The organism is Saccharopolyspora sp. SCSIO 74807, from assembly GCF_037023755.1.
GTDB lineage: Bacteria > Actinomycetota > Actinomycetes > Mycobacteriales > Pseudonocardiaceae > Saccharopolyspora_C > Saccharopolyspora_C galaxeae.
On record NZ_CP146100.1, the window covers coordinates 4,777,809 to 4,801,389 of the forward strand.

The 23,581-nt window shown below is 70.9% G+C and carries 20 protein-coding genes and 1 tRNA gene; 17 read left to right on the forward strand and 4 right to left on the reverse strand.

The features are described from left to right. The first annotated feature begins 120 nt into the window (after positions 1-120). On the forward strand, positions 121-981 hold the full coding sequence (locus V1457_RS21830; RefSeq protein ID WP_295138796.1) for a dihydrodipicolinate synthase family protein: 861 nt from the start codon (positions 121-123) through the stop codon (positions 979-981). A 135-nt stretch (positions 982-1,116) separates the two neighbouring features. Here the strand turns inward: V1457_RS21830 and V1457_RS21835 are convergent, their stop codons facing one another. Further along, positions 1,117-1,548 carry a nitroreductase family deazaflavin-dependent oxidoreductase gene (locus tag V1457_RS21835; RefSeq protein ID WP_338596419.1) on the reverse strand — a complete coding sequence of 144 codons (432 nt, stop codon included), beginning with the start codon at positions 1,546-1,548 and terminating at the stop codon, positions 1,117-1,119. 289 nt (positions 1,549-1,837) lie between these two features. Here V1457_RS21835 and V1457_RS21840 point away from each other — a divergent pair, with 289 nt between their 5' ends. From V1457_RS21840 to V1457_RS21860, 5 genes are all read left to right on the forward strand, one after another. Further along, entirely contained in the window at positions 1,838-2,914 is a 1,077-nt protein-coding gene (locus tag V1457_RS21840; protein WP_338596420.1) for an MAB_1171c family putative transporter, read from the forward strand. Between the two features lie 26 nt (positions 2,915-2,940). After that, positions 2,941-4,137, forward strand: a complete 1,197-nt coding sequence (locus V1457_RS21845; protein ID WP_233628509.1) for an amidohydrolase family protein — start codon at positions 2,941-2,943, stop codon at positions 4,135-4,137. Between the two features lie 31 nt (positions 4,138-4,168). Continuing rightward, complete coding sequence (locus tag V1457_RS21850) at positions 4,169-4,681, forward strand: aldehyde dehydrogenase family protein (protein ID WP_338596422.1); 513 nt, start codon at positions 4,169-4,171, stop codon at positions 4,679-4,681. Positions 4,682-5,309: 628 nt separating this feature from the next. Then, a complete protein-coding gene (locus tag V1457_RS21855) occupies positions 5,310-5,627 on the forward strand; it encodes a hypothetical protein (protein WP_200073383.1) in 318 nt (105 codons plus the stop codon). Positions 5,628-5,740: 113 nt separating this feature from the next. Further along, on the forward strand, positions 5,741-6,091 hold the full coding sequence (locus V1457_RS21860) for a DUF4288 domain-containing protein (RefSeq protein WP_200073384.1): 351 nt from the start codon (positions 5,741-5,743) through the stop codon (positions 6,089-6,091). 284 nt (positions 6,092-6,375) lie between these two features. Here V1457_RS21860 and V1457_RS21865 read toward each other — a convergent pair whose 3' ends face one another. Further along, positions 6,376-7,848, reverse strand: coding sequence for a gluconate permease (locus tag V1457_RS21865; RefSeq protein ID WP_338596424.1), 1,473 nt, complete (start codon positions 7,846-7,848; stop codon positions 6,376-6,378). 206 nt (positions 7,849-8,054) lie between these two features. On the opposite strand from V1457_RS21865, the gene V1457_RS21870 reads away from it, so the two are divergent. Together V1457_RS21870 and V1457_RS21875 are read left to right on the forward strand one after the other, a co-directional pair. Continuing rightward, positions 8,055-8,969 (forward strand): LysR family transcriptional regulator, encoded by a 915-nt coding sequence (locus V1457_RS21870; RefSeq protein ID WP_338596426.1) that lies wholly within the window; start codon positions 8,055-8,057, stop codon positions 8,967-8,969. 70 nt (positions 8,970-9,039) lie between these two features. Continuing rightward, the gene (locus V1457_RS21875; protein WP_338596427.1) at positions 9,040-10,107 is read left to right on the forward strand and encodes a tartrate dehydrogenase; all 1,068 of its coding nucleotides are present in this window, start codon (positions 9,040-9,042) and stop codon (positions 10,105-10,107) included. A gap of 37 nt (positions 10,108-10,144) precedes the next feature. Here V1457_RS21875 and V1457_RS21880 read toward each other — a convergent pair. Continuing rightward, positions 10,145-10,237, reverse strand: a tRNA-Sec gene (locus V1457_RS21880). Positions 10,238-10,327: 90 nt separating this feature from the next. Here V1457_RS21880 and selD point away from each other — a divergent pair. Beyond that, positions 10,328-11,329 (forward strand): selenide, water dikinase SelD, encoded by a 1,002-nt coding sequence (gene selD / locus V1457_RS21885; RefSeq protein ID WP_338596428.1) that lies wholly within the window; start codon positions 10,328-10,330, stop codon positions 11,327-11,329. A gap of 173 nt (positions 11,330-11,502) precedes the next feature. Here the strand turns inward: selD and V1457_RS21890 are convergent, their stop codons facing one another. Then, positions 11,503-12,189, reverse strand: coding sequence for a TetR family transcriptional regulator (locus V1457_RS21890; RefSeq protein ID WP_338596429.1), 687 nt, complete (start codon positions 12,187-12,189; stop codon positions 11,503-11,505). 121 nt (positions 12,190-12,310) lie between these two features. Here V1457_RS21890 and V1457_RS21895 point away from each other — a divergent pair, with 121 nt between their 5' ends. From V1457_RS21895 to V1457_RS21930, 8 genes are all read left to right on the forward strand, one after another. After that, positions 12,311-13,975: an MFS transporter gene (locus tag V1457_RS21895; RefSeq protein WP_338596431.1), complete on the forward strand. Its 1,665-nt coding sequence runs from the start codon at positions 12,311-12,313 to the stop codon at positions 13,973-13,975. 112 nt (positions 13,976-14,087) lie between these two features. Continuing rightward, complete coding sequence (fdh, locus tag V1457_RS21900; protein WP_338596433.1) at positions 14,088-17,504, forward strand: formate dehydrogenase; 3,417 nt, start codon at positions 14,088-14,090, stop codon at positions 17,502-17,504. A gap of 5 nt (positions 17,505-17,509) precedes the next feature. Next, positions 17,510-18,421: a 4Fe-4S dicluster domain-containing protein gene (locus V1457_RS21905; protein ID WP_200072414.1), complete on the forward strand. Its 912-nt coding sequence runs from the start codon at positions 17,510-17,512 to the stop codon at positions 18,419-18,421. Then, entirely contained in the window at positions 18,418-19,371 is a 954-nt protein-coding gene (nrfD, locus tag V1457_RS21910) for an NrfD/PsrC family molybdoenzyme membrane anchor subunit (RefSeq protein WP_338596437.1), read from the forward strand. Before V1457_RS21905 ends, nrfD begins: the two co-directional genes overlap by 4 nt. Positions 19,372-19,433: 62 nt before the next feature. After that, entirely contained in the window at positions 19,434-19,613 is a 180-nt protein-coding gene (locus V1457_RS21915; protein WP_338596439.1) for a hypothetical protein, read from the forward strand. A gap of 169 nt (positions 19,614-19,782) precedes the next feature. After that, positions 19,783-20,472, forward strand: a complete 690-nt coding sequence (locus V1457_RS21920; protein WP_200072415.1) for an ABC transporter ATP-binding protein — start codon at positions 19,783-19,785, stop codon at positions 20,470-20,472. 121 nt (positions 20,473-20,593) lie between these two features. Next, positions 20,594-22,891, forward strand: a complete 2,298-nt coding sequence (locus V1457_RS21925; RefSeq protein WP_338596443.1) for an ABC transporter permease — start codon at positions 20,594-20,596, stop codon at positions 22,889-22,891. A 488-nt stretch (positions 22,892-23,379) separates the two neighbouring features. Further along, positions 23,380-23,577, forward strand: coding sequence for a hypothetical protein (locus tag V1457_RS21930; RefSeq protein ID WP_200072417.1), 198 nt, complete (start codon positions 23,380-23,382; stop codon positions 23,575-23,577). Positions 23,578-23,581: the final 4 nt, after the last annotated feature.

Here is a 23,581-nt window from a genome sequence, read left to right on the forward strand (position 1 = left end):
AGCCGCGGCTGGCGGCCGCTGGAAGCCGCCGGTTCGATCGGACTCGCCGAGTCGGCACCCGAGCCGCGGGGTTCGCCGGCCGCGGCCGCACGCCGACGAAATCGGCCCGGAAGGAACGAGATGACCGCGCCCATCGTCCTGACCGCCGCACCCGTCGGCTTCGCCCCGGACGGCTCCGTCGACCTGGCGGCCTCGCGCCGCATCCTCGAGTTCATCGCGGATTCCGGCACCGACGGGGCGTTCGTGCTCGGCACCACCGGCGAGTTCCCGAGCCTGAGCAGGCAGGAGCGGCACGAACTCGCGAAGCTCAGCCTCCAGGTGCTGCGCGGCAAGCGGGTAGTGGTGCACGTCGGCGCGCCAAGCGCTTTCCAGGTCCGCTCGCTGATCGCGGACGTGCGCGAGCTGGGCGCGAGCGCGGTCGCGGTGATCACCCCGTACTACCTGCCCGCCGGGGACGACGCGATCGTGGAGTTCTACCGGTCGGTGACCGCCGCGGCCGACGACCTCGAGGTCTACGCCTACCTGTTCACCGCACGCACCGGGAACACCGTCGGACCCGAGCTGCTCACCCGGATCGCGGCGTTGCCGAACGTCGTCGGCGCCAAGATCAGCGGCGAGACGATCGAGGCGGTCGCCGCGTACCGGGAGGCGGTTCCGCCCGGCTTCCAGCTGTTCACCGGTGGCGACCGGGACGTCGCCAGGGCGGCAGCGCATGGTGTCGACGGTGTCGTGTCCGGGGTGGCCTCGGTGTTCCCCAAGCCGTTCGTCGAGGCCGCCGCGGGCGCGCACGACGACGAGGCGGCATCCCGGTTGCAGGCGGCGGTGGACATCGCCGTCGATGCCGTGCGCGGTGATCCGGAGCGGATGAAGGCCGGCTTGGCATTGCAGGGCGTCGCCGCCGGAACGAGCCGGATGGCGCTCGACTCGGTCGACGCCGAGGGACGTGCCGAGCTGGAGCGCGCGATCGCCGCGCTGAGGTGACTCCCGCGAGGGGCGTGCCGGTAGCTGCGAAGTGCTGGTCGTGCCTCGCAGTCCGGGCGTTCTCCCCGCGGCGCCGGGAGGTCCGCTGTGGTCGGCGCAGCGAAGCCGGCGGCACGGATGCCGCCGGCACGCTCGTCATTTCGGGTCGAGCACGAACACCGGGATGTGCCGGTCGGTCTTTTCCTGGTAGTCGGCGTAGGACGGGTAGGCCGCGACGGCCCGGTCCCACCACTCGGCTCGTTCCGCGCCTTCGACCTCGCGTGCCACGTAGTCCTTGGTCACGGTGCCGTCCTGCAGCGGGAACTCGGGGTGTGCCTTGATGTTGTAGTACCAGCTGGGGTGCTCGGGAGCGCCGCCCTTGGACGCGATCACCGCGTAGCTGCCGTTGTGCTCGACCCGCATCACGGGGGTGTAGCGCAGCTTGCCGCTCTTCGCGCCGCGCAGGGTGAGCAGCACGATCGGTGACCCTTGGACGTCGAGGCCCTCGGTGGTCCCGGTTTCGACGATCTTCTTCGTCTGTTCTCGCACCCAGTCGGTGGGGTTGAACTCCACGGTCTCGTTCGACATGTGGGAGATCAACAACCGCGGAGCCGCCGTTATTCCGCGGATCCGCGGTCGGGAATCGGGCGGGCGCAGGCAGCGGTCGGTGCAGTCCGCCCCCGCGGTGCCGCTGCTGCTGTCCAGCCGTCACCGGTGACCAGCCGGACGCTTCGCGCGAAACCGGTGCGGGACCGAGATCGTCATGACTACCCTGACGCGAAGCAGCCGTCGCCCCATCACCAGCACCACCGGCTGCAGGCCGTGTGCAGCACCTTTCGGGAGACCAGCGGGAAACCTGGGTATGAGCCTGACTTCGTTGTTCGCATTCGTCCTGGTGCCCGCCTGGTTCATCTACCGGCTGGTGCGCGACCCGGGCAGTGCGGCGCTGCGAGCGGTGGTGGCCTGCCTGATCCTGCGGGCCGCGGACAGCCCCGCGGTCATGGCCGCCCTCCGCGACGCCTTCCACCTCGCTCCCGCGGTCGAGAAGCTGATCAAGAATTACGCGCTGGCCGGCAGCTGGTGTTGCTTGCTGCTGTTCTTCCTGTTCGCCGCCGGTGCCGGTGCGCGCAGGGCAGCGCGGGAGGCGGCGATCCTCGCGGCCGTACTGGGCGTGCTGACGCTGGCGGTGGTGCTCACTCCGAACCCGGATGCGGTTTACCCGACCGGCCCTGCGCTGGCCTCCGCCCGCTATCCGACGGTGCTGGTCTTCTACGTGCTCGGCAACGCCTACTTCGCCTATGCCACCGGCGCGGCGGCGATGTGGGCGGTGCGTTATGCCCGCGAATCCACCCGCAGGACCCGTTTCGGATTGCGACTGGCTTCGGCAGGTCTGGCCGCTTTCGCAGCGCTGTCCGGGTTGCGGGCCGTGCTGATCGTGTTCCCGCACGCGCCTGCGTCGTCCGGTGTCGTGAACAAGCTGATCGGCCCGTCGCTGTGGCTGTTCGTGCTCGGGGTGTGCGTGGCCGGTGCGGTGGCCCGGCTCGCCGCCGCCTGGGTGTGGTGGCGGCACCGCCGGGTCTACAACGATCTGCAGCCGTTGTGGCAGGTCTTGCACGAGGCGTTTCCGGCGGACGCGCTCGACACGCACCGGCGCCCGGCGCCGTGGTTCGACCGGATCTCGCCCGCCGGCTTGCATCGTCGTTACTGGCGGCGGCTGATCGAATGCCGGGACGGGCTGGTGCAGCTCTCCCCGCACCTGGTCGATGTCGGGTTGGATCCGCAGCAGCCGGGCCGCATCACGTCCGAGCAGCTGCTGGAGGCTCTCCAACTGCGCAAGGACGGTGTGGTGCCGAGCTCGACGAGCGCGGTCCTCGTCGCCGCGCCGGCGGAAGGCGAGGACGCCGAAGCCGACGCCGAACAACTGCGCCAACTGTCGCTGTCCCTCGCCCGCTGACGTCCCCGACTCCGAGGTTCCCTTCCTTGCAACGCCTGCTCACCGCCCGAACCCTGCTGCGCGGACCAGTCGAGGACCGCATCGACGAAGGTGCCGTGCTGATCGACGGGGACACCGTGGTCGCCGCCGGGCCGACGGACGAGGTGGCCCGGCGAGCCGGGCCCGGAATCGACCGCGAGGACTTCCCGGACGGCACGATCCTGCCGGGCCTCATCGACGCGCACGTCCACCTCGCCTTCGACGGGACGGCCGAGGTCGTCGAGTCGTTGCAGCAGGTCGGTGACGAGCAGCTGCTGGCCGAGATGGCCGATCGCGCGCGCCGCATCGCAGCGACCGGTACGACCACCGTGCGCGACCTCGGGGACCGGTCGGGGTTGGCGCTGCGGCTGCGCTCGGCCATCGCCGGCGGCGACCGGTTCGGTCCGCGCATCCTGTCCGCCGGTGCCCCGTTGACGACTCCGGGAGGGCATTGCTGGTTCCTCGGGGGCGCGGTCGCGGGGCGCGCGGAGATCCGCGAGCACATTCGCCGCCAGGCCGAGCAGGGCGTCGACCTGATCAAGGTGATGGCTTCCGGCGGGCACGTCACGCCCGATTCGCCCAAGCCGTGGGAGGCCCAGTTCAGCGACGAGGACCTGCGGTTCATCGTCGACGAGGCCCACCGGCGCGGGCTTCCGGTAGCCGCGCACGCGCACGGCACCGCGATCATCCGCTCGGCGGTGGACGCCGGGGTCGACACGGTCGAGCACTGCACTTGGATGCGCCTGGACGGCCAAGGCGGTCTCGACGAGCACCCGGACATCGCCGAGCGCATGGCCGCTCGCGGCATCCGCGCCTGCCCGGCCTGGCCCTCGGACTGGCCCGCGCTGGTGCAGGCGCTCGGCCCGGACATCGCGGCCCGCTCCACGGGCAACATCGCGCGTACCGCGGAGTTCGGGGTTGAACTCATCGCCGGGACCGACACCGGGGTGATCCGTTCACCCGCCGGGGCCGAACCCGCGGACGCGCTTGAGCTCTACACCCACCGGATCGGCATGTCACCGGCTCATGTGCTGAACATGGCCACGGTCCGCAGCGCCGCCGCCATCGGCCTCGGCGAGGTCACCGGCGCGCTCGTTCCCGGCCTGGCCGCCGACCTGCTCATCGTCGACGGCGACCCGACGGAATCCCTGGACGCACTCCGGCACCGCCGGCTGGTGCTCGCGCGAGGGCGGACACCGCAGTGACACCAATGATGTTTTCTGATCACGCGGTGGGGTGTCCGATACGGACGCCGCGTTCGCCGGTTGGCGTGCGACACCGGCGAGCGAGCGTGCGCGGCTGCTGATTCGGGTTGCCGATGCCTACGACGCTCGCCGGGAGGAGCTGGCCAAGCTCATCTCGACCGAGATGGGCAAGGCGATGCAGGCGGCGGTGCGTCCGGCCGTCCTGACCGGCGTCACCAAGGACGTGGACGCCTACTCCGAGGAGATCTTCGGACCGGTGGCCGTGATCCACGGCGTCGATTCGTCCGACGAGGCCGTCGCGTTGGCCAATGACGTGGGCTTCGGGCTCAGCGGTTCGGTGTGGGGCAGCGACATCGAGCGCGCCCAGGAGATCGCCGACCGGCTCGAGGTGGGCATGGCCTACATCAACGAGCACGGCACCACCCTTCCCGGCCTGCCCTTCGGTGGTGTGAAGCGGTCCGGCTTCGGGCGCGAGCTCGGCCGCTGGGGAATGGGCGAGTTCGTCAACACCCGGCTGCGCCGGACTTCCACGACCAAGAAGTAGACGCACCCGTGGGGCCACGAGGAGCGCCATCAAGTCCGGCAATTGGTTGTCGGCCTGCGATGTCCGGTACGCGGCCGGCGGCCCGTGGGTGTCGGTGGTGCTCGTAGTGGTGCAGGAACTCGGGCAGGGCCGCACGTCGTTGCGCCGACGGCGGTCCTGCCGCCCTCCTGGTTCTCCACGCCCGGACTCCGTTCTCCATGTGCAACTGCCCGCGCTGCTCGACGGGCCCGCGTCGAACGTGGCAGCCCCGCCGGGCCAAGGGGATCAGCGGGTCCCGGCGGGCAGCTCCAGCCGGTCATGGGGCGTCGTCGGGGATCGGCATGGGGCATGGGGTGTCGGCGAGTGCGGTCACCGGTCAGGTGGTGATGCGGTGGCCGAGGAAGACCGGGCGGTTGGCTTGTCCAAGCAGCAGCGGCAGGAGCTCGGCCGCGCGGACCCGGCCCCACCAGCCGTGCTGGGCCGGCCGTCGAGCGTCACGGACGTGCCGAGACTGCATTCAGCCTTTGTCAGATCGACTGCCAGCACTGACGGGTGACTGCCAAGGCCCGGCGGAAAGATTCCGCGGCTGCTTCCGGACTCTTAGCGTGAGCGGTCGGCAATGCCGTCGCTTTCCACATTGGAGTTTCGAATGCAGAAGCCAGTCAACTGGATCGTGTCGACCATGATCGTGCTGCTCGCGCTCGGCGGTGCAGCTCCGGCGGCCGGCGCGATCGAGCGCGTGGAAGCCGCACCGCTTTCCGCGCCCGGGATCGCGAAGGACTGCGTGGCGAAGAACAACCCGGAGGACATCGCCATGAGCTTCATCGAGCGGTGCCGCAAGGGCAGCATTCACCGGGAGTTCCCCGGTACGCATTACTCCCAGCGCCTCGGCGACATCCAGCGCGGCCAGTCGAAGGCCGACAAGACGGCCTGGAAGCTGCTGAACGACGGCCGTTTCATGAAGTAGCATCACGCTCGCACGCGACGTGCGCGGGGACGGCGGAGTCGATCCCGCGCACGTCCTGCCCCGGAAGTGGTCGAACTCCGGAAATGGCTGCTCGTCTCCGAAGAAGGGTCGCAATGGCGCCGGACGAAGAAGCGAGGAACGAACCGTACATCGCGATTCTGCTCTACGAGTCCGCGAGCGACGCGAGTGACTACGTGCCGCTCTACCGGGAGGACGTCGTCCTGCTGTGGGCGGCGAATCCGGAAGCGGCGACGCGGCGAGCCGAGCAGCGGGGCGAGCTGGCCGAGACCAGCTATCGCAACCGCGCCGGTGAGACCATCACGTGGAAGCTCAAGCACATCATCGACGTCACTTCCGCGCTCGAGGCCGACCTGGGCGTGGACGCGGACCTGCATTCCCGGCACTTCCGCGATTACCAGGCTTATCGGAGTTTCGAACCCTTCCTGTCCGGCTCGATCGAATGAGGGCCGGCGCTCATCTTTCGGTCTCTATAACCAGAACCTGGGAGTCCGCGTGGTGCAGCTGAACCCACCGCTGCCACGGTGTCCGACGACCAGTAGCGGCGAGCCACCGGCGACGTTGACGAGGGACGGAACCGGGTGACCGCGCACGGCGACCGCCCGGCCGTGACCTGGTCCTGACACCAACGGCAGTGCTCCACCTGCGCGCGAGACCACGCGAGACGAACGTGGTCTGTCCACTGTGGTCGAACTCGTCGAGCCGGCTCGGTGCTGATCGAGCGACCTCGTCACGCGAACAGCGACATCACGAGGATGATCGGCAGCGAGATCACCGAGGCGAGGGTCATCGGGATGGCGTGCGTCTTGACCGTTCCCCGGGTGGTGAAGCCGAGCAGCGACTGGAACATCCAGAAGAAGTTGCTGCTCACGTGTGGAACGAAAAGCGCACCGGAGCCTGCCGCGAGCGCGACGAGCACCACGGGCGTGTCGAGGCTGCCGGCGATGGGTGCCAGGATTCCGGCCGCGGTGATGCCCGCGACGGAGATGGATCCCAGTGCGATGTGCAGCACGGCTGCGACGAGCCAGACGAGCAGCAGCGGTGGCAGGAAGCCGGTGGAGAACGCCTTGCCGAGGACGTCGGCCATCCCGGAGCCCTCGATGATGGATCCGAGCGAGCCGCTGATGCCGCTGAGCACCAGGATGGGGCCGCACTGGCTCAGCGCGGTGCCGACGGCGGCGCTGATCTCCTCGCGCGGGCGGACCCGGCTGGCCAGGGCATAGGCGAGGCCGGCGCCCAGGAACAGCGCGATGACCGGGTCGGTCAGCAAGGTCACGGTGGCGGACTTGATCGACAGCGCCTCGGCGGCAGCCCCTGCGGCGATGAGCAGCAGGCTGACCAGGACGGGAGTGACCGACACGAACAGCGCTGGTTCGCGCCGCGTGGCACCGGCCTCCTGCCGCACCGCTTGCTGCGTGCTGGTTCGAGTCCCGCTCGCGCCGGACTCACCGGTGACCGGCTCGCGGTTCGGGCTGCGGGAAGCGGCGGACCCGGTGCTGGGCTGTTCGGACGGGTCGTCGTGAGCGAGGGTTCCGCTGTCGACCGGCTCGTCGTCGGCCAGCTCGTCGAGCTCGGGGGTCCACTTCATGACACGCAGGAGACCGGCGTAGGCGAACATCGTGAGCAGCGCGGTGGGCAGGCCGACGGTGAGGCCCAGCAGGAACATCTGGCCCAGCGGAACTCGGAGGATGCCCGCGATGGCGACGGCGGCCACTCCGGGAGCCACGAAGACCAGACCGACCTCGATGCCTGCGGTGAGCGCGCCGCCCATGACCGCGCGTCCGCGAGGTCCCAGCCGGGGTCCGAGGCGCCGGGCCAGTGGCGCCGATAGGACCAGCAGCACATCGGAGTAGATCGACGTGAACAGCGAGCTCAGCGCTGCGGCGAACACGTACGGGACGCTGCGTTCGCCGAACAGCTTCAGCGTGGCTTCGACCAGGCGCTGCATCGTGTCGGTGACGGTCAGCAGCGAACCGAGGATGACGCCCAGCGCAACGAGGATGCCGATGTCGCCCATCACGTCCGCGAACCCGTCGGACACCGCCTCAACGGTGCCCGCGGCGCCGACCTTGGTGGTGAGTCCGAGGTAGAGGGTGCCGAACAGCAGCGCGAAGACCGGGGGGAACTTCAGCCGGACGATCGCCAGGACGATGCCCGCGATGGCGACCGCGGTGTTGGCTAGCAGGAGGACTTGGTCGCTCACGGCGGCTCCAGATGAGAGGCGGTAGCCCGGGGCGGCCACCCGGTGCTCGTACCGACTCATCGTGACGTCGATCACCCCTGCTGTGTCCAAGATGTGTTTGCAGGCTGATCGATAGGCTTCAGCTATCTTCTTCGCGTCGGTGCACGCGGTCTGCGCTATTCGGAAAGGGGCACCGTGCGCCGATCGTCGCGGAAAGCGGGGTCTTCGTGGATGTCCGGCAGCTGCGCCACTTTCTGGCGGTGGTGGACCACGGCAGCGTTCATCGGGCGGCCGAGTGCCTGTTCGTGGCTCAACCGTCGGTGACCCAGACCATCCGCAGGCTCGAAGCCGAGCTGGGCACGGAGCTTTTCCTCCGGCGAGGACGCGGGCTCGTGCTGAGCTCCTCGGGGACGGCGCTGGTCGGGCCGGCTCGGGAGGTCCTGCGATCCCTCGACGTGGCACGGGAGACCGTCGTCGCCGTCGACGGGCTGCGAGGCGGCAGATTGAGCATCGCGTCCATGCCGTCGCAGGTGGTCAGCCCGCTGACCGGGCTCCTGGCGGCGTTCGTGGACCGGTATCCCGGTGTGCAGGTCGGTGTCCGCGCCGCGGCCCGCCCGGATGACGTGCGGGAGGCCCTGCGCCGCGGGGATGCCGAGATCGGCGTCGTCGCTACGGGCGGGACGGCGGAAGCGCTGGCCGACCTCGACCGGCTGCCGCTGGAGGTCCAGTCCTTCGTGCTGGTCGCCCGCGACGACGCCCTGCTCCCTCCCGGTCCTGACGATCTGCGCATGAGCGATCTGCGGGGGCTGCCGCTGATCGCAGGTCAGCCGGGCACCGGCATGCGGCGGGTCGCCGACGCGATCGTGGCCGCCACCGACTGCCGCATCGCCGTGGAGATCGAGCACCGCGAGGGGCTGCTCCCGCTGGTGCTGAGCGGAGTCGGAGTCGCGGTCGTCGCCGACTCGTGGCGCCCGCTGGCCGATGCCGTCGGTCTGCAGGCGCGCCGCCTGGCGGTGGAGGACCGGCTCGACGTTGCGCTCGTGTGGCAGCGCCACCGGCTCGGCCCGGCGCCTGCGGCATTCGTAGCGGTGGCCGGTGGAACGGACGGGCCGGCGAGCGGGACGTCCGCCGCTCCCAGATAAGCAACGCCTATCGACCGGCCTGCAAACTCGTCTTGGACGCTAACGGTCGTCGCCTCGTTCCATTAACGGCATGACGACCAGCTACCGCATCGCACTCATCCCCGGCGACGGCATCGGCACCGAGGTGCTGCCGCCCGCCTGCGCCGTTCTCGACGCGGTCGGCCGCCGGCACGGCCTCGCCTTCGGCTACGACGTCTTCGACTGGTCCTGCCGCCGGTACCTGGACGAAGGCGCGATGATGCCGCCCGACGGGTTGGACCGCATCCGCGACCACGACGCGATCCTTCTCGGCGCCGTCGGCTGGACGGGGGTGCCGGACCACGTGTCGCTGTGGGGACTTCTCATCCCCATCCGGCGCCGGTTCCGGCAGTACGTGAACTTGCGACCGATCAAGGTCCTAGACGGCGTGCCGAGCCCCGTCGCCAAGGCGACGAGCGACATCGACTTCGTCGTCGTCCGGGAGAACGTCGAGGGCGAGTACTCCGAGATCGGAGGCCGGCTCAACCGGGGCTTCCCCGAGGAGATGGCCGTGCAGGAAGCGGTCTTCACCCGAGCGGGCACCGAGCGCATCCTGCAGTACGCCTTCGACGCCGCTCAGCAGCGGCGCGGACACCTGGTCTCGGCGACGAAGTCGAACGGCATCGTGCACACGATGCCGTTCTGGGACGAGATCGCCGAGGAAGTCGGCGCCCGGTATCCGGGCGTGACGTGGCGGCAGGAGCACATCGACGCCCTCGTCGCCAAGGTGGTGCTCGACCCGGCCCGGTTCGACGTCATCGTCGGATCGAACCTGTTCGGGGACATCCTCAGCGACCTCGCCGCCGCGGTGTCGGGCAGCATCGGCATCGCTCCCGCCGCGAACCTCGACCCCGACCGCAACTTCCCGTCCATGTTCGAGCCGGTGCACGGTTCCGCCCCCGACATCGCCGGGCGGGGCATCGCCAATCCGCTCGGCGCCATCTGGTCGGCCGCGATGATGCTCGACCACCTCGGCCATCCGGAAGCGGCTGCGGAAGTGTCGGACGCCTTCACCAGCGCGCTGGCCACGAACGACGCGCGCACCCCGGACCTCGGTGGGAACGCGACGACCAACGAGTTCACCGAACTCGTGCTCGGGAACTTCGCACGTCACCGATGAACCGCGAGCAGTGCGGCCGGGCGCCTTGACCGGCCGGCGGAGGCGGACGGGAATCGAACCCGCCTGGCCGAGGTGCTCGGCCACGTCGGTTTTGAAGACCGCGGGGGCCACCAGGCACCCATACGCCTCCCTCGCCGCACGGCGCGGAACAACATTACGCACCGGGGATGCCGCGCCGCGCGGGCGGCCGGTCATTGCTCGGTGACCTACGCTCGCAGGGGTGACCGAGCTTCGGACGAATTCCGCCCACCGCCTGACCCAGTACGCGCACGGAGGGGGCTGCGCGTGCAAAATCCCGCCGGGCGAACTGGAATCCATGGTCGCGGGCCTGCACGGCAGCACCGGCGGCGAGCTGATCGTCGGGCTCGACGACGGCGACGACGCGGCCGCGGTGCGCCTGGACGGCGGCAGTGCGGTGATCAGCACGGCGGACTTCTTCACCCCGGTCGTGGACGACGCCTACGACTGGGGCCGGATCGCCGCGGCCAACGCACTGTCCGATGTGTACGCAATGGGTGGACGGCCGGTCGTGGCGGTGAATCTGCTGTGCTGGCCGCGCGAGCTGCTGCCGGTGGAACTGGCCGGCGAGGTGCTGCGCGGCGGAATGGACGTCGGCAGGCAGGCGGCCTGCCCGGTCGCGGGCGGGCACAGCGTGGACGACCCGGAACCGAAGTACGGCATGGCCGTCACCGGCGTCGGCTCGCCGGATACCTTGCTGCGCAACGACTCCGGGCGCGCCGGCCTGCCGCTGTCGCTGACCAAGCCGCTGGGCATCGGGGTGCTCAACACCCGGCACAAGGCCACCGGCGAGGTCTTCCCGCAGGCGGTGGCGGCGATGACCGAGCTCAACGCGGGCGCCGCCGACGCTGCGGTGCGGGCCGGGATCGGGTGCGCCACCGACGTGACCGGTTTCGGCCTGCTCGGTCACCTGCTCAAGCTGGTCCGCGCGAGCGGAGTCTCCGCGCACCTCGACCCGGCAGCGGTGTCCTATTTGGACGGATCGAGGGAGGCGTTGCGGGACGGCTTCGTCAGCGGCGGCACCAAGCGCAACCTGGACTGGGTGCGGCCGCACGCCGACCTCTCGGCGATCTCCGAGGACGAGGCGCTGCTGCTGGCCGACGCGCAGACCTCCGGGGGCTTGCTGCTGGCCGGAGAGGTCCCGGGCGCACCGGTCATCGGCGAGCTCGCCCCGCGCGAGGAACACCTCATCACCGTGCGCTGAGCGGCGGATCGAGCCGGCGGCTGGCGCTCTCCCGCCGCTTCGGCCGCCGACGGCCCGGCCCCGGCATCTCGGCCACATTCCCGGCACACCAGTCCCGGTCGGCGACCATCCCGGCGGGAAGCGACCCGGCGGCCGCCGGGCTCAGCCGCCGCGCTCTTGCGGCTCCCGCGCACTCATCCGCCCGCGAGTTCGGCCGCCCCGCCCAGCCCGGACGCGGTTTCGTCGAGCAGCGTGGTGAACACCTCGCGCAGCGGCGTGCCGTCGGTGCACGCCAGCCACGTCCGCATCGCCGAGCCGAAGCAGCTCATCAGCACGATCGCCCAGGTGTAGAGCCGCGGATCGGCTCCGTCCGCCGCATCGCAGTGCTGGATCAGCTCGTCGACGACGTCGTGCACCCACCGCCGGTGCAGCATGTGGAACTCGTAGTCCCCGGTCGCTTCCAGCGACTCCAGCAGCCGCGCGCGCAGCAGGTGCTGCTGGCGGTCCAGCTCCACCCGCTCTGCGGTGTCCAGCAGCACCGCGGTCAGCGATCGCATCGGATGCTCGCCGACCGGCCGGGAATGCAGCACCTGCCGCATCCGTTCGGTCTCGTGCGTGGTGTCGCCGAACAGCACGGCGTCCTTGCTGGGGAAGTGGCGGAAGAACGTGCGCGGCGCGACGTCGGCGGCCTCGGCGATCTGCTCGACCGTGGTGGCGTCGAAGCCCTGCTCGGTGAACAGCTTCAACGCGGCTTCCTCGATGCTCGCCCGGGTCCGCGCGGTGCGCCGGCGCCTGCGGTCCGCCGGCTCACCCGGACGGCCGCCGGAAGCGGTCCCGGTTCCCCGGGACCCGGAGTCCCCACGCACGGTAGCGGCGGTCATGCGCTCCAGGTTCGTCGCAGCGCACCGGAACGTCAACGGTGGCAGGTGTCACGAGTGACAATTGGCAGTGCTGACATAACCTGGTGGGTGGATGCGCACGACGGGGAAGTGAGGAGACGCGGTGTCGGACACCGGGAAAGCTGCGGGTGGCGGCCTGCCGCACGCTGACGGCCAAACCCGCACGGAAGGTGAACGCCGCGCCGCGGCCGAGGGCATCGCGCTACCGGTCTACCGCCGCCGCTGGGCGACGCTGGTGGTGCTGTGCCTGGCGCTGTCGGCGACGATGCTGGCCAACACCTCGCTCGGCGTCGCGCTGCCGTTCCTGTCGCAGGAACTCGGTTCCTCGCTGTCGGACCAGCAGTGGTTCAGCAACGCCTACGCGCTGGTGTTCGCGGGCTTGCTGTTCACCACCTCGACGATCGCCGACCGCTACGGGCGCAAGGCGATGCTGCAGGCCGGGCTGGTGCTGTTCGGGGTGGTCTCGGCCTACGTGTGGGTGCTGGTGGACTCGAACGCGGAGCTGATCGCCGCGCGCGGACTGCTCGGCCTCGGCGGCGCCATGATCATGCCGGTGACGCTGTCCATCCTGACCAGCGTGTTCCCCAGCGCCGAGCGGACCAGGGCGGTCGGCATCTGGGCCGCGGTCTCCGGCGCGGGCACTTCGCTCGGGCCGGTGCTGGCCGGACTGCTGCTGGAGTACTTCTCCTGGCACGCGGTGTTCGCGATCAACATCCCGGTCGTGATCGTCGGCGTGCTGGCGAGCATCCGGTACGTGCCGCAGCAGGCTTCCGCCGCCGACACCGGCGAAGGCGGTCACGGCGGCATCGACATCCTCGGCGCGGTGCTGTCCACCGTCGGTATCACCCTGGTCGTCTACGCGCTGATCGACGCCCAGCACGTCGGCTGGACCGCGGCACGCACCTGGATCCTGGTGGCGATCGGGCTGGTCGTGGTGGCGCTGTTCGTGCTCTGGGAGCGGCGCGCGAAGGACCCGATGCTGGACGTGGGCCTGTTCCGCAACCGCGGGTTCGCGGCCTCGGCGGTCGCGCTGACGCTGGTGTTCTTCGCGATGATCGGCGTGTTCTTCTCGCTGAGCCAGACGCTGATCCTGGTATTCGGCTACTCGCCGCTGGGCTCGTCGGTGGCGATGCTGCCGATGTCGGTGATGATGGTGCTGATCGCACCGCAGGTCGCGGGCATCGTCGGGCGGTTCGGGCCGCGCGCGACCATCGCGTCCGGGCTGGTGCTGGCCGCGGCGGGCATGGCCGGTCTGAGCACGCTGACCGCCGACTCCGGCTACCTGCACTTCCTGCTCCCGCTGGCGCTGACCTCGGGCGGCATGTCGCTGGCGATGGCACCGGCCACCGACCAGCTGATGGCCAACGTGCCGCGTGAGCGGGCCGGGATGGGCTCGGCCACCAACGACGTCACCCGCGAGGTCGGTGCTTCGCTCGGCGTCGCGGTGCTCGGCAGCGTGCTGGGCAGCGCCTACGCGGGCTACCTGGACCCGGCGGTGCAGCAGCTGCCGGAGCAGCTGGCCGGGATGGCCAAGGAGTCGCTGCCCGGTGGGCTGATGGCCGCCGCCCAGCTCGGCCCGCAGGGCGCCGGGTTCGCCCAGCAGGTGCTGACCTCGTGGATGAGTGGCATGCACGTGGCGAACCTCGCCGGTGCCGGGCTGATCCTGCTGGCCGCGGTGGTCGCCTGGGTGTGGCTGCCGCGCACGACCGCCTCGGCCGAGCCGCAGGCGCAGCCCGAGCAGCAGGAGGCGCAGGCGCAGAACACCTGATCGCGAGTTCGCGGATCCGGGGCGGGGCGAAAGATTTGCCCCGCCCCGTTTCAAGTGATCGCATCGCGGGTACCGGGTGGGAGCCGAAGCCCGCCGCACGAGGAGGTCTGCGATGCCCCAATGGCTCAGCTGGCCCGTCCTGCGGCAGCTCACCGGCCGCGATCCGCTGGGCCGCGGCGCGGCCGCGCGCTCGCGGGGCACCGACGCCATCCAGGCCCGCACCGAGCAGGCCGACGAGGTGGTGCGCTCGATCTGCCCGTACTGCGCGGTCGGCTGCGGGCAGCAGGTCTTCGTCCGCGACGGCGAGGTCACCCAGATCGAAGGCGACCCGGACTCACCGATCAGCCGCGGGCGGTTGTGCCCGAAGGGCTCGGCCAGCAGGGAGCTGGTGACCTCCGACGGACGTCAGCGCAAGGTCCGCTACCGCCGCCCGCACGGCACCGAGTGGGAGGACCTCGACCTCGAGACCGCACTCGACATGATCACCGAGCGCGTGCTGGACACGCGCGACACCACCTGGCAGCAGTCCGACGATCAGGGCAGGCTGCTGCACCGCACCATGGGCATCGCGAGCCTCGGAGGAGCGACCCTCGACAACGAGGAGAACTACCTCATGAAGAAGCTCTACACCGCCATGGGCGCGATCCAGGTGGAGAACCAGGCCCGCATTTGACACTCCTCCACGGTTCCCGGTCTGGGGACCTCCTTCGGGCGCGGAGGGGCCACGACCTTCCAGCAGGATCTGGCGAACGCCGACTGCATCCTCATCCAGGGCTCGAACATGGCCGAGGCGCATCCGGTCGGATTCCAGTGGGTGATGGAGGCCAAGCGCCGCGGCGCCACGGTGATCCACGCGGACCCGCGGTTCACCCGCACCTCGGCGATGGCCGACCAGCACGTGGCGCTGCGCGCGGGTTCGGACATCGGATTCCTGGGCGGGCTGATCCACCACGTGCTGGCCAACGACGCTTACTTCCACGACTACGTGGTCAACTACACGAACGCCGCGATGATCGTGGGCGAGGAGTTCGCCGACACCGAGGATCTGGCGGGCATCTTCTCCGGATTCGATCCCGAAGAGGGCAGCTACGACACGAGCACGTGGCAGTACGAGGGCACCGAAGCGGTGCCGTCGGTCGGCGGGCACGGCCCGGAAGATGCCACCAGCGACCACGTGGGCGGCCCGGAGGACAACTCCGACGTCGACGGGAACTCGACCAGGCACGGCCGCGAGCGCGCGGCGAGCAAACCCGAACGCAGCGGTTCCGGCGGTCCCGTGTACCACGGCAAGGCCGAGACCGACCCGACGTTGCAGCACCCGCGCTGCGTGTTCCAGATCCTCAAACGGCACTACGCCCGCTACACCCCCGAGATGGTCGAGCAGGTCTGCGGTGTGCCGCAGGAGGACTTCCGGCGGGTAGCCGACGCGCTGGTCGCCAACTCCGGCCGGGAACGCACCAGCACGATCGCCTACGCCGTGGGCTGGACTCACCACACCGTCGGCGTGCAGTACATCCGCGCGGCATCGATCTTGCAGTTGCTGCTGGGCAACGTGGGCAGGCCGGGCGCGGGCATCCTGGCGTTGCGCGGGCACGCCAGCATCCAGGGCTCGACCGACATCCCGACGCTGTTCAACCTGCTGCCCGGCTACATTCCGATGCCGCACGCGCACACCGACGCCGACTTGGACTCGTTCGTCGCCCAGGACGAGTACGCCCGCGGCTACTGGGGCAACATGCGCTCCTACATCGTCAGCCTGCTCAAGTCGTGGTGGGGCGAGCACGCCACCGCCGACAACGACTACGGCTTCGGGCGACTGCCGCGGCTCACCGGCGATCACGGCAGCTTCCAGACCGTCGCCGACCAGATCGACGGGCTGGTGAAGGGCTACTTCGTGGTCGGCGAGAACCCCGCGGTTGGTACCGCCAACGCCCGCCAGCAGCGGATGGGGCTGGCGAACCTGGACTGGCTCGTGGTCCGCGACCTCAACATGATCGAGACGGCCACCTTCTGGAAGGACGGCCCCGAGATCGAAAGCGGCGAGCTGGCCACCGAGGACATCGGCACCGAGGTCTTCTTCCTGCCCGCCGCCGCGCACACCGAGAAGGACGGCACCTTCACCAACACCCAGCGGCTGCTGCAGTGGCACCACAAGGCCGTCGAACCGCGCGAGGACCAGCGCAGCGACCTGTGGTTCTACTACCACCTGGGCCGCAAGCTGCGGGAGAAGCTCGCCGCGCGGCAAACCGAACGCACGGCGCAGCAGCGCGAGAACGACCGCGCCCTGCTCGAGCTGACCTGGGACTACCCGACCCATGGCGAGATCGCTGAGCCCAGCGCGGACGCCGTGCTTCGCGAGATCAACGGCAGCGACGAGCACGGCGCCGCGCTGCCCGGCTACTCGAAGCTCCGCTCCGACGGTTCCACCTCGTGCGGCTGCTGGATCTACTGCGGCGTCTACGCCGAGGAGATCAACCAGGCCGCCCGCCGCAAACCCGGCAGCGAGCAGACCTGGGTAGCGCCGGAATGGGGCTGGGCCTGGCCGATGAACCGGCGCACCCTCTACAACCGCGCATCGGCCGACCCGCAGGGCCGCCCGTGGAGCGAGCGCAAGGCTTACGTGTGGTGGGACGCGGACGCGGCCGAGTGGACCGGCCACGACATCCCGGACTTCGACAAGGCGAAGCGGCCCGACTACGAACCGCACCCGGACGCGACCGGGCCCGCGGGCATCGCGGGCACCGACCCGTTCATCATGCAAAGCGACGGCCGCGGCTGGCTCTACGTCCCGGCCGGGCTGGTGGACGGGCCGCTGCCCGCGCACTACGAGCCGCAGGAATCGCCGCTGGCCAACGCGCTGCACGACCATCAGCAGCGCAATCCGGCGCGGCAGGTCTTCGCGCGCCCGGAGAACCGCTACCAGCCCAGCGGCTACGAGAGCGGCGCCGAGGTCTATCCGTACGTGTTCACCACGTTCCGGCTCACCGAGCACCACACCGCGGGCGGCATGAGCCGCTGGCTGCACCACCTGTCCGAACTCGCACCCGCGATGTTCGTGGAGGTCTCGCCGGAACTGGCCGCCGAGCGGAAGCTGGAGCACCTCGGCTGGGCCACCATCGTCACCGCCCGCAACGCCATCGAGGCCCGCGTGCTGGTGACCGGCCGGATGCGGCCGCTGCGGTCCGGCGACCGCACGATCCACCAGATCGGCCTCCCGTGGCATTGGGGGCCGAACGGGCTCAGCACCGGCGACGCGGCCAACGAGCTGATCGGCGTCGCGCTGGACCCGAACGTGCACATCATGGAGACCAAGGCCGGGACCTGCGACATCAATCCCGGCAGGCGCCCGCGCGGCCCTTCGCTGGCCGTCTACGTGGCCGAGTACCGGCGGCGGGCGGGCATCACCGAGCTCACCGGCACCGAGCACGCCGACGATCCGCGGCGCAGCGGGGACGAGGAACGCAGCCCGGACCAGGAAAGCAGCCCGGACCAGGAAAGCAGGGGCGACGAGCAAGGACGAGGGGAGTGACACCCGTGGCCGACGAACCGGCCAACCGGCTCAGCGGCCCGCTGGCCGACCCGGCGGGCGAAGCGGGTTACGCCGAGCACCCCGAGCGGGTCGGGTTCTTCACCGACACCAGCGTGTGCATCGGCTGCAAGGCGTGCGAGGTCGCCTGCAAGGAATGGAACCTGCTGCCCGAGGACGGCCTGGAACTGACCGGCATGTCCTACGACAACACCGGCGACCTCGGCGCGAGCACCTGGCGGCACGTGGCGTTCATCGAGCAGCACGTGGAACGCAGCGCCGCCGAGGTCGACCTCGGAATGCCCGGCATGGCACCGCCCGGCGGGCAGAGCACGCCGACCAGCGACGGCACCGTGCGCTGGCTGATGTCCTCGGACGTGTGCAAGCACTGCACCCACGCCGCCTGCCTCGACGTGTGCCCGACCGGCGCGCTGATCCGCACCGAGCACGGCACGGTGCTGGTGCAGGACGACGTGTGCAACGGCTGCGGCTACTGCGTGCCCGCCTGCCCGTACGGGGTGATCGACATCCGGCCCGGGGACGGGCGGGCGTTCAAGTGCACGCTGTGCCAGGACCGGCTCGGCTCCGGGCTCGCACCCGCCTGCGCCACGGCTTGCCCGACCGAGTCCATCCAGTACGGCCCGCTCGACGAACTGCGCGAGCGGGCCGCCATGCGGGTCGACGAACTGCACGCCCAGGGCGTGCCGGAGGCCCGGCTCTACGGCCACGAACCCGACGACGGGGTCGGCGGCGACGGCGCGTTCTTTCTGCTGCTGGACGAGCCCGAGGTCTACGGCCTGCCGCCGGACCCGGTGGTGACCACCCGCGACCTGCCGTCCATGTGGAAGCACGCTGCGGCCGCGGCGGGCACCGCCGCAGCGGTGATCGCGGCCTGCTTCGCGGGCAGGAGGTCGCGGTGAGCGCCGGCGCAGTGTCGAACGAGCAGGCGCCGAACGGGCAGGCGCCGGAGGAGTTCCGCTCCTACTACGGCCAACCGGTGATCAAGGAACCGACCTGGAAGGTCCCGGACGTCCCCGCTTACCTCTACCTCGGCGGCATGGCGGGCGCCTCGGCCACGATGGCGGTGCTGGCGGAGCTGACCGATCGCCCGGAGCTCGCCCGCAACGGCCGGATCGCCGCCGCGGCCGGGTCCACCGCCAGCGTGGTAGCACTGATCCACGACCTCGGCCGCCCGATGCGGTTCCTGAACATGCTGCGGGTGTTCAAGCCGACTTCGCCGCTGAGCGTGGGTTCCTGGATCCTCGCCCCGTTCTCGGGTCTGACCGGTGCGTCCGCGGCGAGCGCGCTCACCGGCTGGTACCCGCTGCTGGGCAGGCTCAGCGCGGGCGCGGCCGGGGTCCTCGCCCCGGCGATGACGACCTACACCGCCGTGCTGCTGGCCGACACCGCCGTTCCGGGCTGGCACGAGGTGTACCGCGAGCTGCCGTTCGTGTTCGCGGGCAGCGCGGTCTCCAGCGCGGGCGCGGTGGCGATGCTGACGACTCCGACCGGGCAGACCGCCCCGGCGCGGCGGATGGCGATCGCGGGTTCGGCACTGGAACTGGCCGCCGAACGCCGCATGGAGCACACCGCGGGCATGATCGGCGAGGTCTACCGCACCGGCCGCCCCGGCCGGGTGCTGCGCGCCGCACGAGCGCTGACCTGGGCCGGAGCCGCGGCGTCGGTCTTCGCCGGGCGGCACCGGGCGATCGGCGCCGTCGCCGGGCTGTGCCTGAGCGCGGCGAGCGCGGCCACCCGCTACGGCATCTTCGAGGCCGGCCGCGTCTCGGCGCGCGACCCCCGCTACACGGTCGTCCCGCAACGGCAACGGCTCGCCGAAAAGGAACAGGACGCGCAGAATTCCGGCTGATCACGCGGGCCGCCCGTGCCAAATGTGCGGAGGTTTCTTCGCGGTTGAGGCGGTACATGCCCGTGAACGGCACCACGGCGGTCGTGACGGGAGCGGCCGGCGGCATCGGCCGCGCGCTGGCGAGCGAGCTCGCACTGAGCCCGGTGCTCGCCGACATCGACACCTCGTCCTTGCACGAGGTGGTTTCCGGTGCGCAGCGGCTCGCGACCGGACGTCGTCCGCAACCGCCCGCCGCGCGGTGATCCGGGCGCGACCGCGGTCCCCGTCGAACTTTCCATGATCGCGCTGGGTATGGTTCCCGCGTGCCGATCGGCCGCAGGGGCGACCCGCGCACGGCCGAGCCCGGGCAAGACCGGCGGGAGCACGCCGCACGGTCGCCCGGCGACGTGCTCGAAGTGGAGGTTTGCCCGCATGACCGCGCCGCGATCCGGCACCGAAGCGTTGCTCAGCGGAACCGAGCTGGTCTGCTCGTTCGGCCCGACCCCGGCGTTGCGCGGCGCGGAGCTGACCGTCGATTCCGGCGAGCTGGTCGCCGTTGTCGGCGCTTCCGGCTCCGGGAAGTCCACGTTGCTGCACTGCCTGGCCGGGGTCGTGCTGCCGGAGTCCGGGCAGGTGCGCTACCGCGGCAACGAGCTCACCGCGATGTCCGACGACGAGCGCAGCGCGCTGCGGCGCACCGAGTTCGGGTTCGTGTTCCAGTTCGGCCAGCTGGTCCCGGAGCTGAGCGTGCTGGAGAACGTGGCGCTGCCGCTGCGGCTCAACGGCGTCTCCCGGCGCCGCGCGCACGCCCGCGCGCTGGAGTGGATCGACCGGCTGGAGGTCGCGGGCGAGCGGCAGAAGCGGCCCGGGGAGATCTCCGGCGGCCAGAGCCAGCGGGCGGCGCTGGCCCGCGCGCTGGTCGCCGACCCCGCGGTGATCTTCGCCGACGAGCCGACCGGCGCGCTGGACTCCGCCGGCGGCAAGCACGTGATGAGCCTGCTCACCGCCGCGGCACGCGAATCGGGCAGCGCGGTGCTGCTGGTCACCCACCAGTCGGCGGTGGCCGCCTACGCCGACCGCGAGGTCACCATCCACGACGGCAGCACCGCCGTCGACGGATGAGCCGCCCGCCCGCGCCCCGCGGCGCACCGCAGATCGCTAAGGTGACCGGCGGCCGGACAACGGCAGGTGACAACGAGCCGCCCGGAAGCAGCGGAAGCGGCGACGTCGAGGGGACGTGCTGATGAGCGGGCTGCGCAACCGGGCAGCCGATTTCGTGCTGGGGGTCCGCCTGGTCCTCGGCGACCGCGACGCGCCGTGGGGCCGGCTGGTGCTGATGGCGGTGGGGATCGCCCTCGGGACCGCGGTGCTGCTGGGAGGCATCACGGTGCCCAATGCGGTGTCCACCTTGCACGAACGCGTCTCGGGCAGGCAGATGCCCGCGTTGGGGGACCGTTCGCCGGGGTCGGTCTCGATGCTGGGGGAGACCGTCCAGGAGAACTTCTACGACGAATCGGTCACCGGCACGAAGCTGCAACAGCTGCGCCCGGACGCTCCGGCGCCACCCGGCGTGGACCGGATCCCGGCGCCCGGCGAGCTGGTCGTGTCCCCGGCACTGCGGCACATCCTGGAAAGCCCCGAAGGTGCCTCGCTGCGAGCGCGGATGCCGGGACACGTGGTCGGCGTGATCGGCCCGGAGGGACTGGGCGGCGAGCAGGAGCTGCTCTACTACTCCGGGACCGACCGGATCAGCCCGAACGGCTCGGTCAAGGCGATCACCGACCACTTCGGCGAGCAGCCGGACCGCAGTGACGCGTCCCATGCCACCTGGGTACTGATATCGCTTGGCGTTTGCGTGCTGCTGCTGCCGGTCGTGGTGTTCGTGCTGAGCACCGCACGGCTGGCCGAGGTCGCCCGGCAGCGCAGGCTCGCCGCGCTGCGGTTGATCGGGGCGGGAAAGCGGCAGGTCCGCCGCATCGCGGCCGGCGAGAACCTGGTCGGCGCGGTCATGGGTGTGCTGTTCGGCTGGACGACCTACCTGCTCGCCCGCGACATGCTCGTGCGGTACACGCCGATCACCGGGACGTACTTCCCGTCCGACCTGCAACCGGTGTGGTGGAGCGCGCTGCTGGTCACGCTCGGGGTGCCGGTGGTGACGGTGGGCATCGTGCTGCTGTCGCTGCGGAGCACGGTCATGGACCCGCTCGGAGTGGTGCGCGGCCGTCCGTCGAAGCGCAGGCGACTGTGGTGGCGCTTGGTCCCACCGGTCGTCGGCGTGGCCGGGATCATCGCGTCCGGTGCGCTCAGCAGCACCTCGGTGGACTCGGTGTATTACACGGTGCTGCTGGGCTGTTCCATGGCGCTGTCCTTGTTGACGGTCCCGCTGCTGTTGCCGTGGCTGGTGGAGATCACCGGCGGCAAGGCCACCGGCGGGCCGGTCGCGTGGCAACTGGCGCTGCGCAGGCTCCAGGCCAACGGCGGCGCCGCGGCGCGTTCGGTCAGCACGGTCGCGGTCGTGGTCACCGGGGTCGTCGCACTGCAGACAATGCTGGCTCCCGGGGTGAGCGGGTTTGCGACGCGCGACGGCGATCGCCGGGATCTCAGCGTCAGCGGGCAGCAGCGGGAATCGGGACCGTCCGCGATGGCGGCCGCGATCGGCGAGATCACCTCGTTGCCCGGTGTCGAATCCGCGGGCGGCGGGCAGTCCTTCCTGCTGCGCGGCGGCGACAACGTGTCGGTGAGCGTGGCCGATTGCGCGCGGATCGAGCGGCTCAGCCCGGTACGGGACTGCCGTGACGGTGACCTGTTCGTCGTCCGGGGCGAGCGCGACGCCGCGCTTGCCCCGGGCACCAGCTGGGACGTCAGCGACTCGGCGGTGGGTGCACCGGAGGGCAGGTGGACGCTCGGGCCGATGCGCGAGCTGCCGGACGGCGCGGATCGCAATTTGGCCTCGGGCTCGGCGCTGCTGGCCACTCCGGCGGCCGCGGCCGACGTACCGCAGCACTCGCGCAGTGCGAACATCGACGTCGACGTCGCCGCCGACGCGCCACCGCAGGTGATCGAGCAGGTGCGCACCATCGCCGCGGCCTGGTTCGACGAGAGCACCGCTTATCACACCTACGGCAGCGTTTCCGGCGAAGAGCTGGCCCAGAACCTCGTCCGCTACGCGAGCTTGCTGGGCGGGCTGCTCACCGTCCTGCTGGTCGGCAGCAGTCTGCTGGTCAGCGCGGTCGAGCAGATCCAGGACGGTGCCCGGCCGATGGCTGTGCTGGGGGCGGTCGGTGCACCGCGCAGCACCTTGATGTGGTCGGCGTTCCTGCAGAACGCGGTGCCGCTGGCACTGGCGATCGGATTGGCGGTCCCGTCCGGCCTGGTGCTCGGCTGGATCACCTCGGGGGCGATGGGCGGTGACCTCGCGATCGACCTGCCCGGGATGGGGCTGGTGATCGGCGTGGCCGTGGTGCTGGTGCTGGTGGTCACCGCGTTGACGGCGTCCACGATCTCCCGGGTCCTGCGCCCGGAGGAGCTGCGCACGGGCTGAACTCCCGCCTCGATCGTCGGGGCGGCCCGCTCGCACCTCTGCATTATCGTTGTCACGATCACTTCAGCGTCGATCGAAATCAACCTTAGCGATCACGTGCGGGCGAAGATCGCGAAGGCGAGTGGCTACTTCAGCTTCCGACGGCGCAGTTCCGTGCCGATGTCCCACAACGTCCAAGCGACACCGCCGATGGCGAGCACGCCCAGCAGCAACAGGACGACGGATTCGGTCATGGCAGGGCTCCCGCGTTGCGCACGGTCCGGTGTCGGCGCCGGCTCGGTACCGGAACGGACTCCTCGAAGCCTAGTGCCGCGAGCGCTGATCGCCGGGCGGCGCGATTGCTTCGTGATCTCCGGTGCCGCTCGGCGACGCCGCCCTGCCGGGTGATGCGTCGGCATGTCCGTTCTCCCGTGCGCCGCTGCGGCCCCGACCATGGCCGGATCTCCCTGGCGTCTTCGCAGGCAGCAGGAAGGAGGTGGTGCGCAGCCATGTTCCTCGTGCAGCACGCCGTGCTGGCGGAGGCGGCGACCACTCAGGGGTGGGTCGGTGTGACGACCTTGGCGGCCGGTGGCCTGCTCGGGTTCGTCGCGCTGTATCGCCGTGCCCGGGCCACACTGGCGAAGCGGCGGCGGGCGCGGCCGATGCGCAGCGGACCGCAGATCAGCGCGCTGTTCCCGCGGCAGTAGCGCC

Bases quoted from the DNA above. Each gene is read 5' to 3' on its own strand.
- V1457_RS21830 (WP_295138796.1), top strand. From the start codon at position 121: ATGACCGCGCCCATCGTCCTGACCGCCGCACCCGTCGGCTTCGCCCCG.
- V1457_RS21835 (WP_338596419.1), bottom strand. From the start codon at position 1,548: ATGTCGAACGAGACCGTGGAGTTCAACCCCACCGACTGGGTGCGAGAA.
- V1457_RS21855 (WP_200073383.1), top strand. From the start codon at position 5,310: ATGCAGAAGCCAGTCAACTGGATCGTGTCGACCATGATCGTGCTGCTC.
- V1457_RS21860 (WP_200073384.1), top strand. From the start codon at position 5,741: ATGGCGCCGGACGAAGAAGCGAGGAACGAACCGTACATCGCGATTCTG.
- V1457_RS21875 (WP_338596427.1), top strand. From the start codon at position 9,040: ATGACGACCAGCTACCGCATCGCACTCATCCCCGGCGACGGCATCGGC.
- V1457_RS21890 (WP_338596429.1), bottom strand. From the start codon at position 12,189: ATGACCGCCGCTACCGTGCGTGGGGACTCCGGGTCCCGGGGAACCGGG.
- V1457_RS21920 (WP_200072415.1), top strand. From the start codon at position 19,783: ATGACCGCGCCGCGATCCGGCACCGAAGCGTTGCTCAGCGGAACCGAG.
- V1457_RS21925 (WP_338596443.1), top strand. From the start codon at position 20,594: ATGAGCGGGCTGCGCAACCGGGCAGCCGATTTCGTGCTGGGGGTCCGC.
- V1457_RS21930 (WP_200072417.1), top strand. From the start codon at position 23,380: ATGTTCCTCGTGCAGCACGCCGTGCTGGCGGAGGCGGCGACCACTCAG.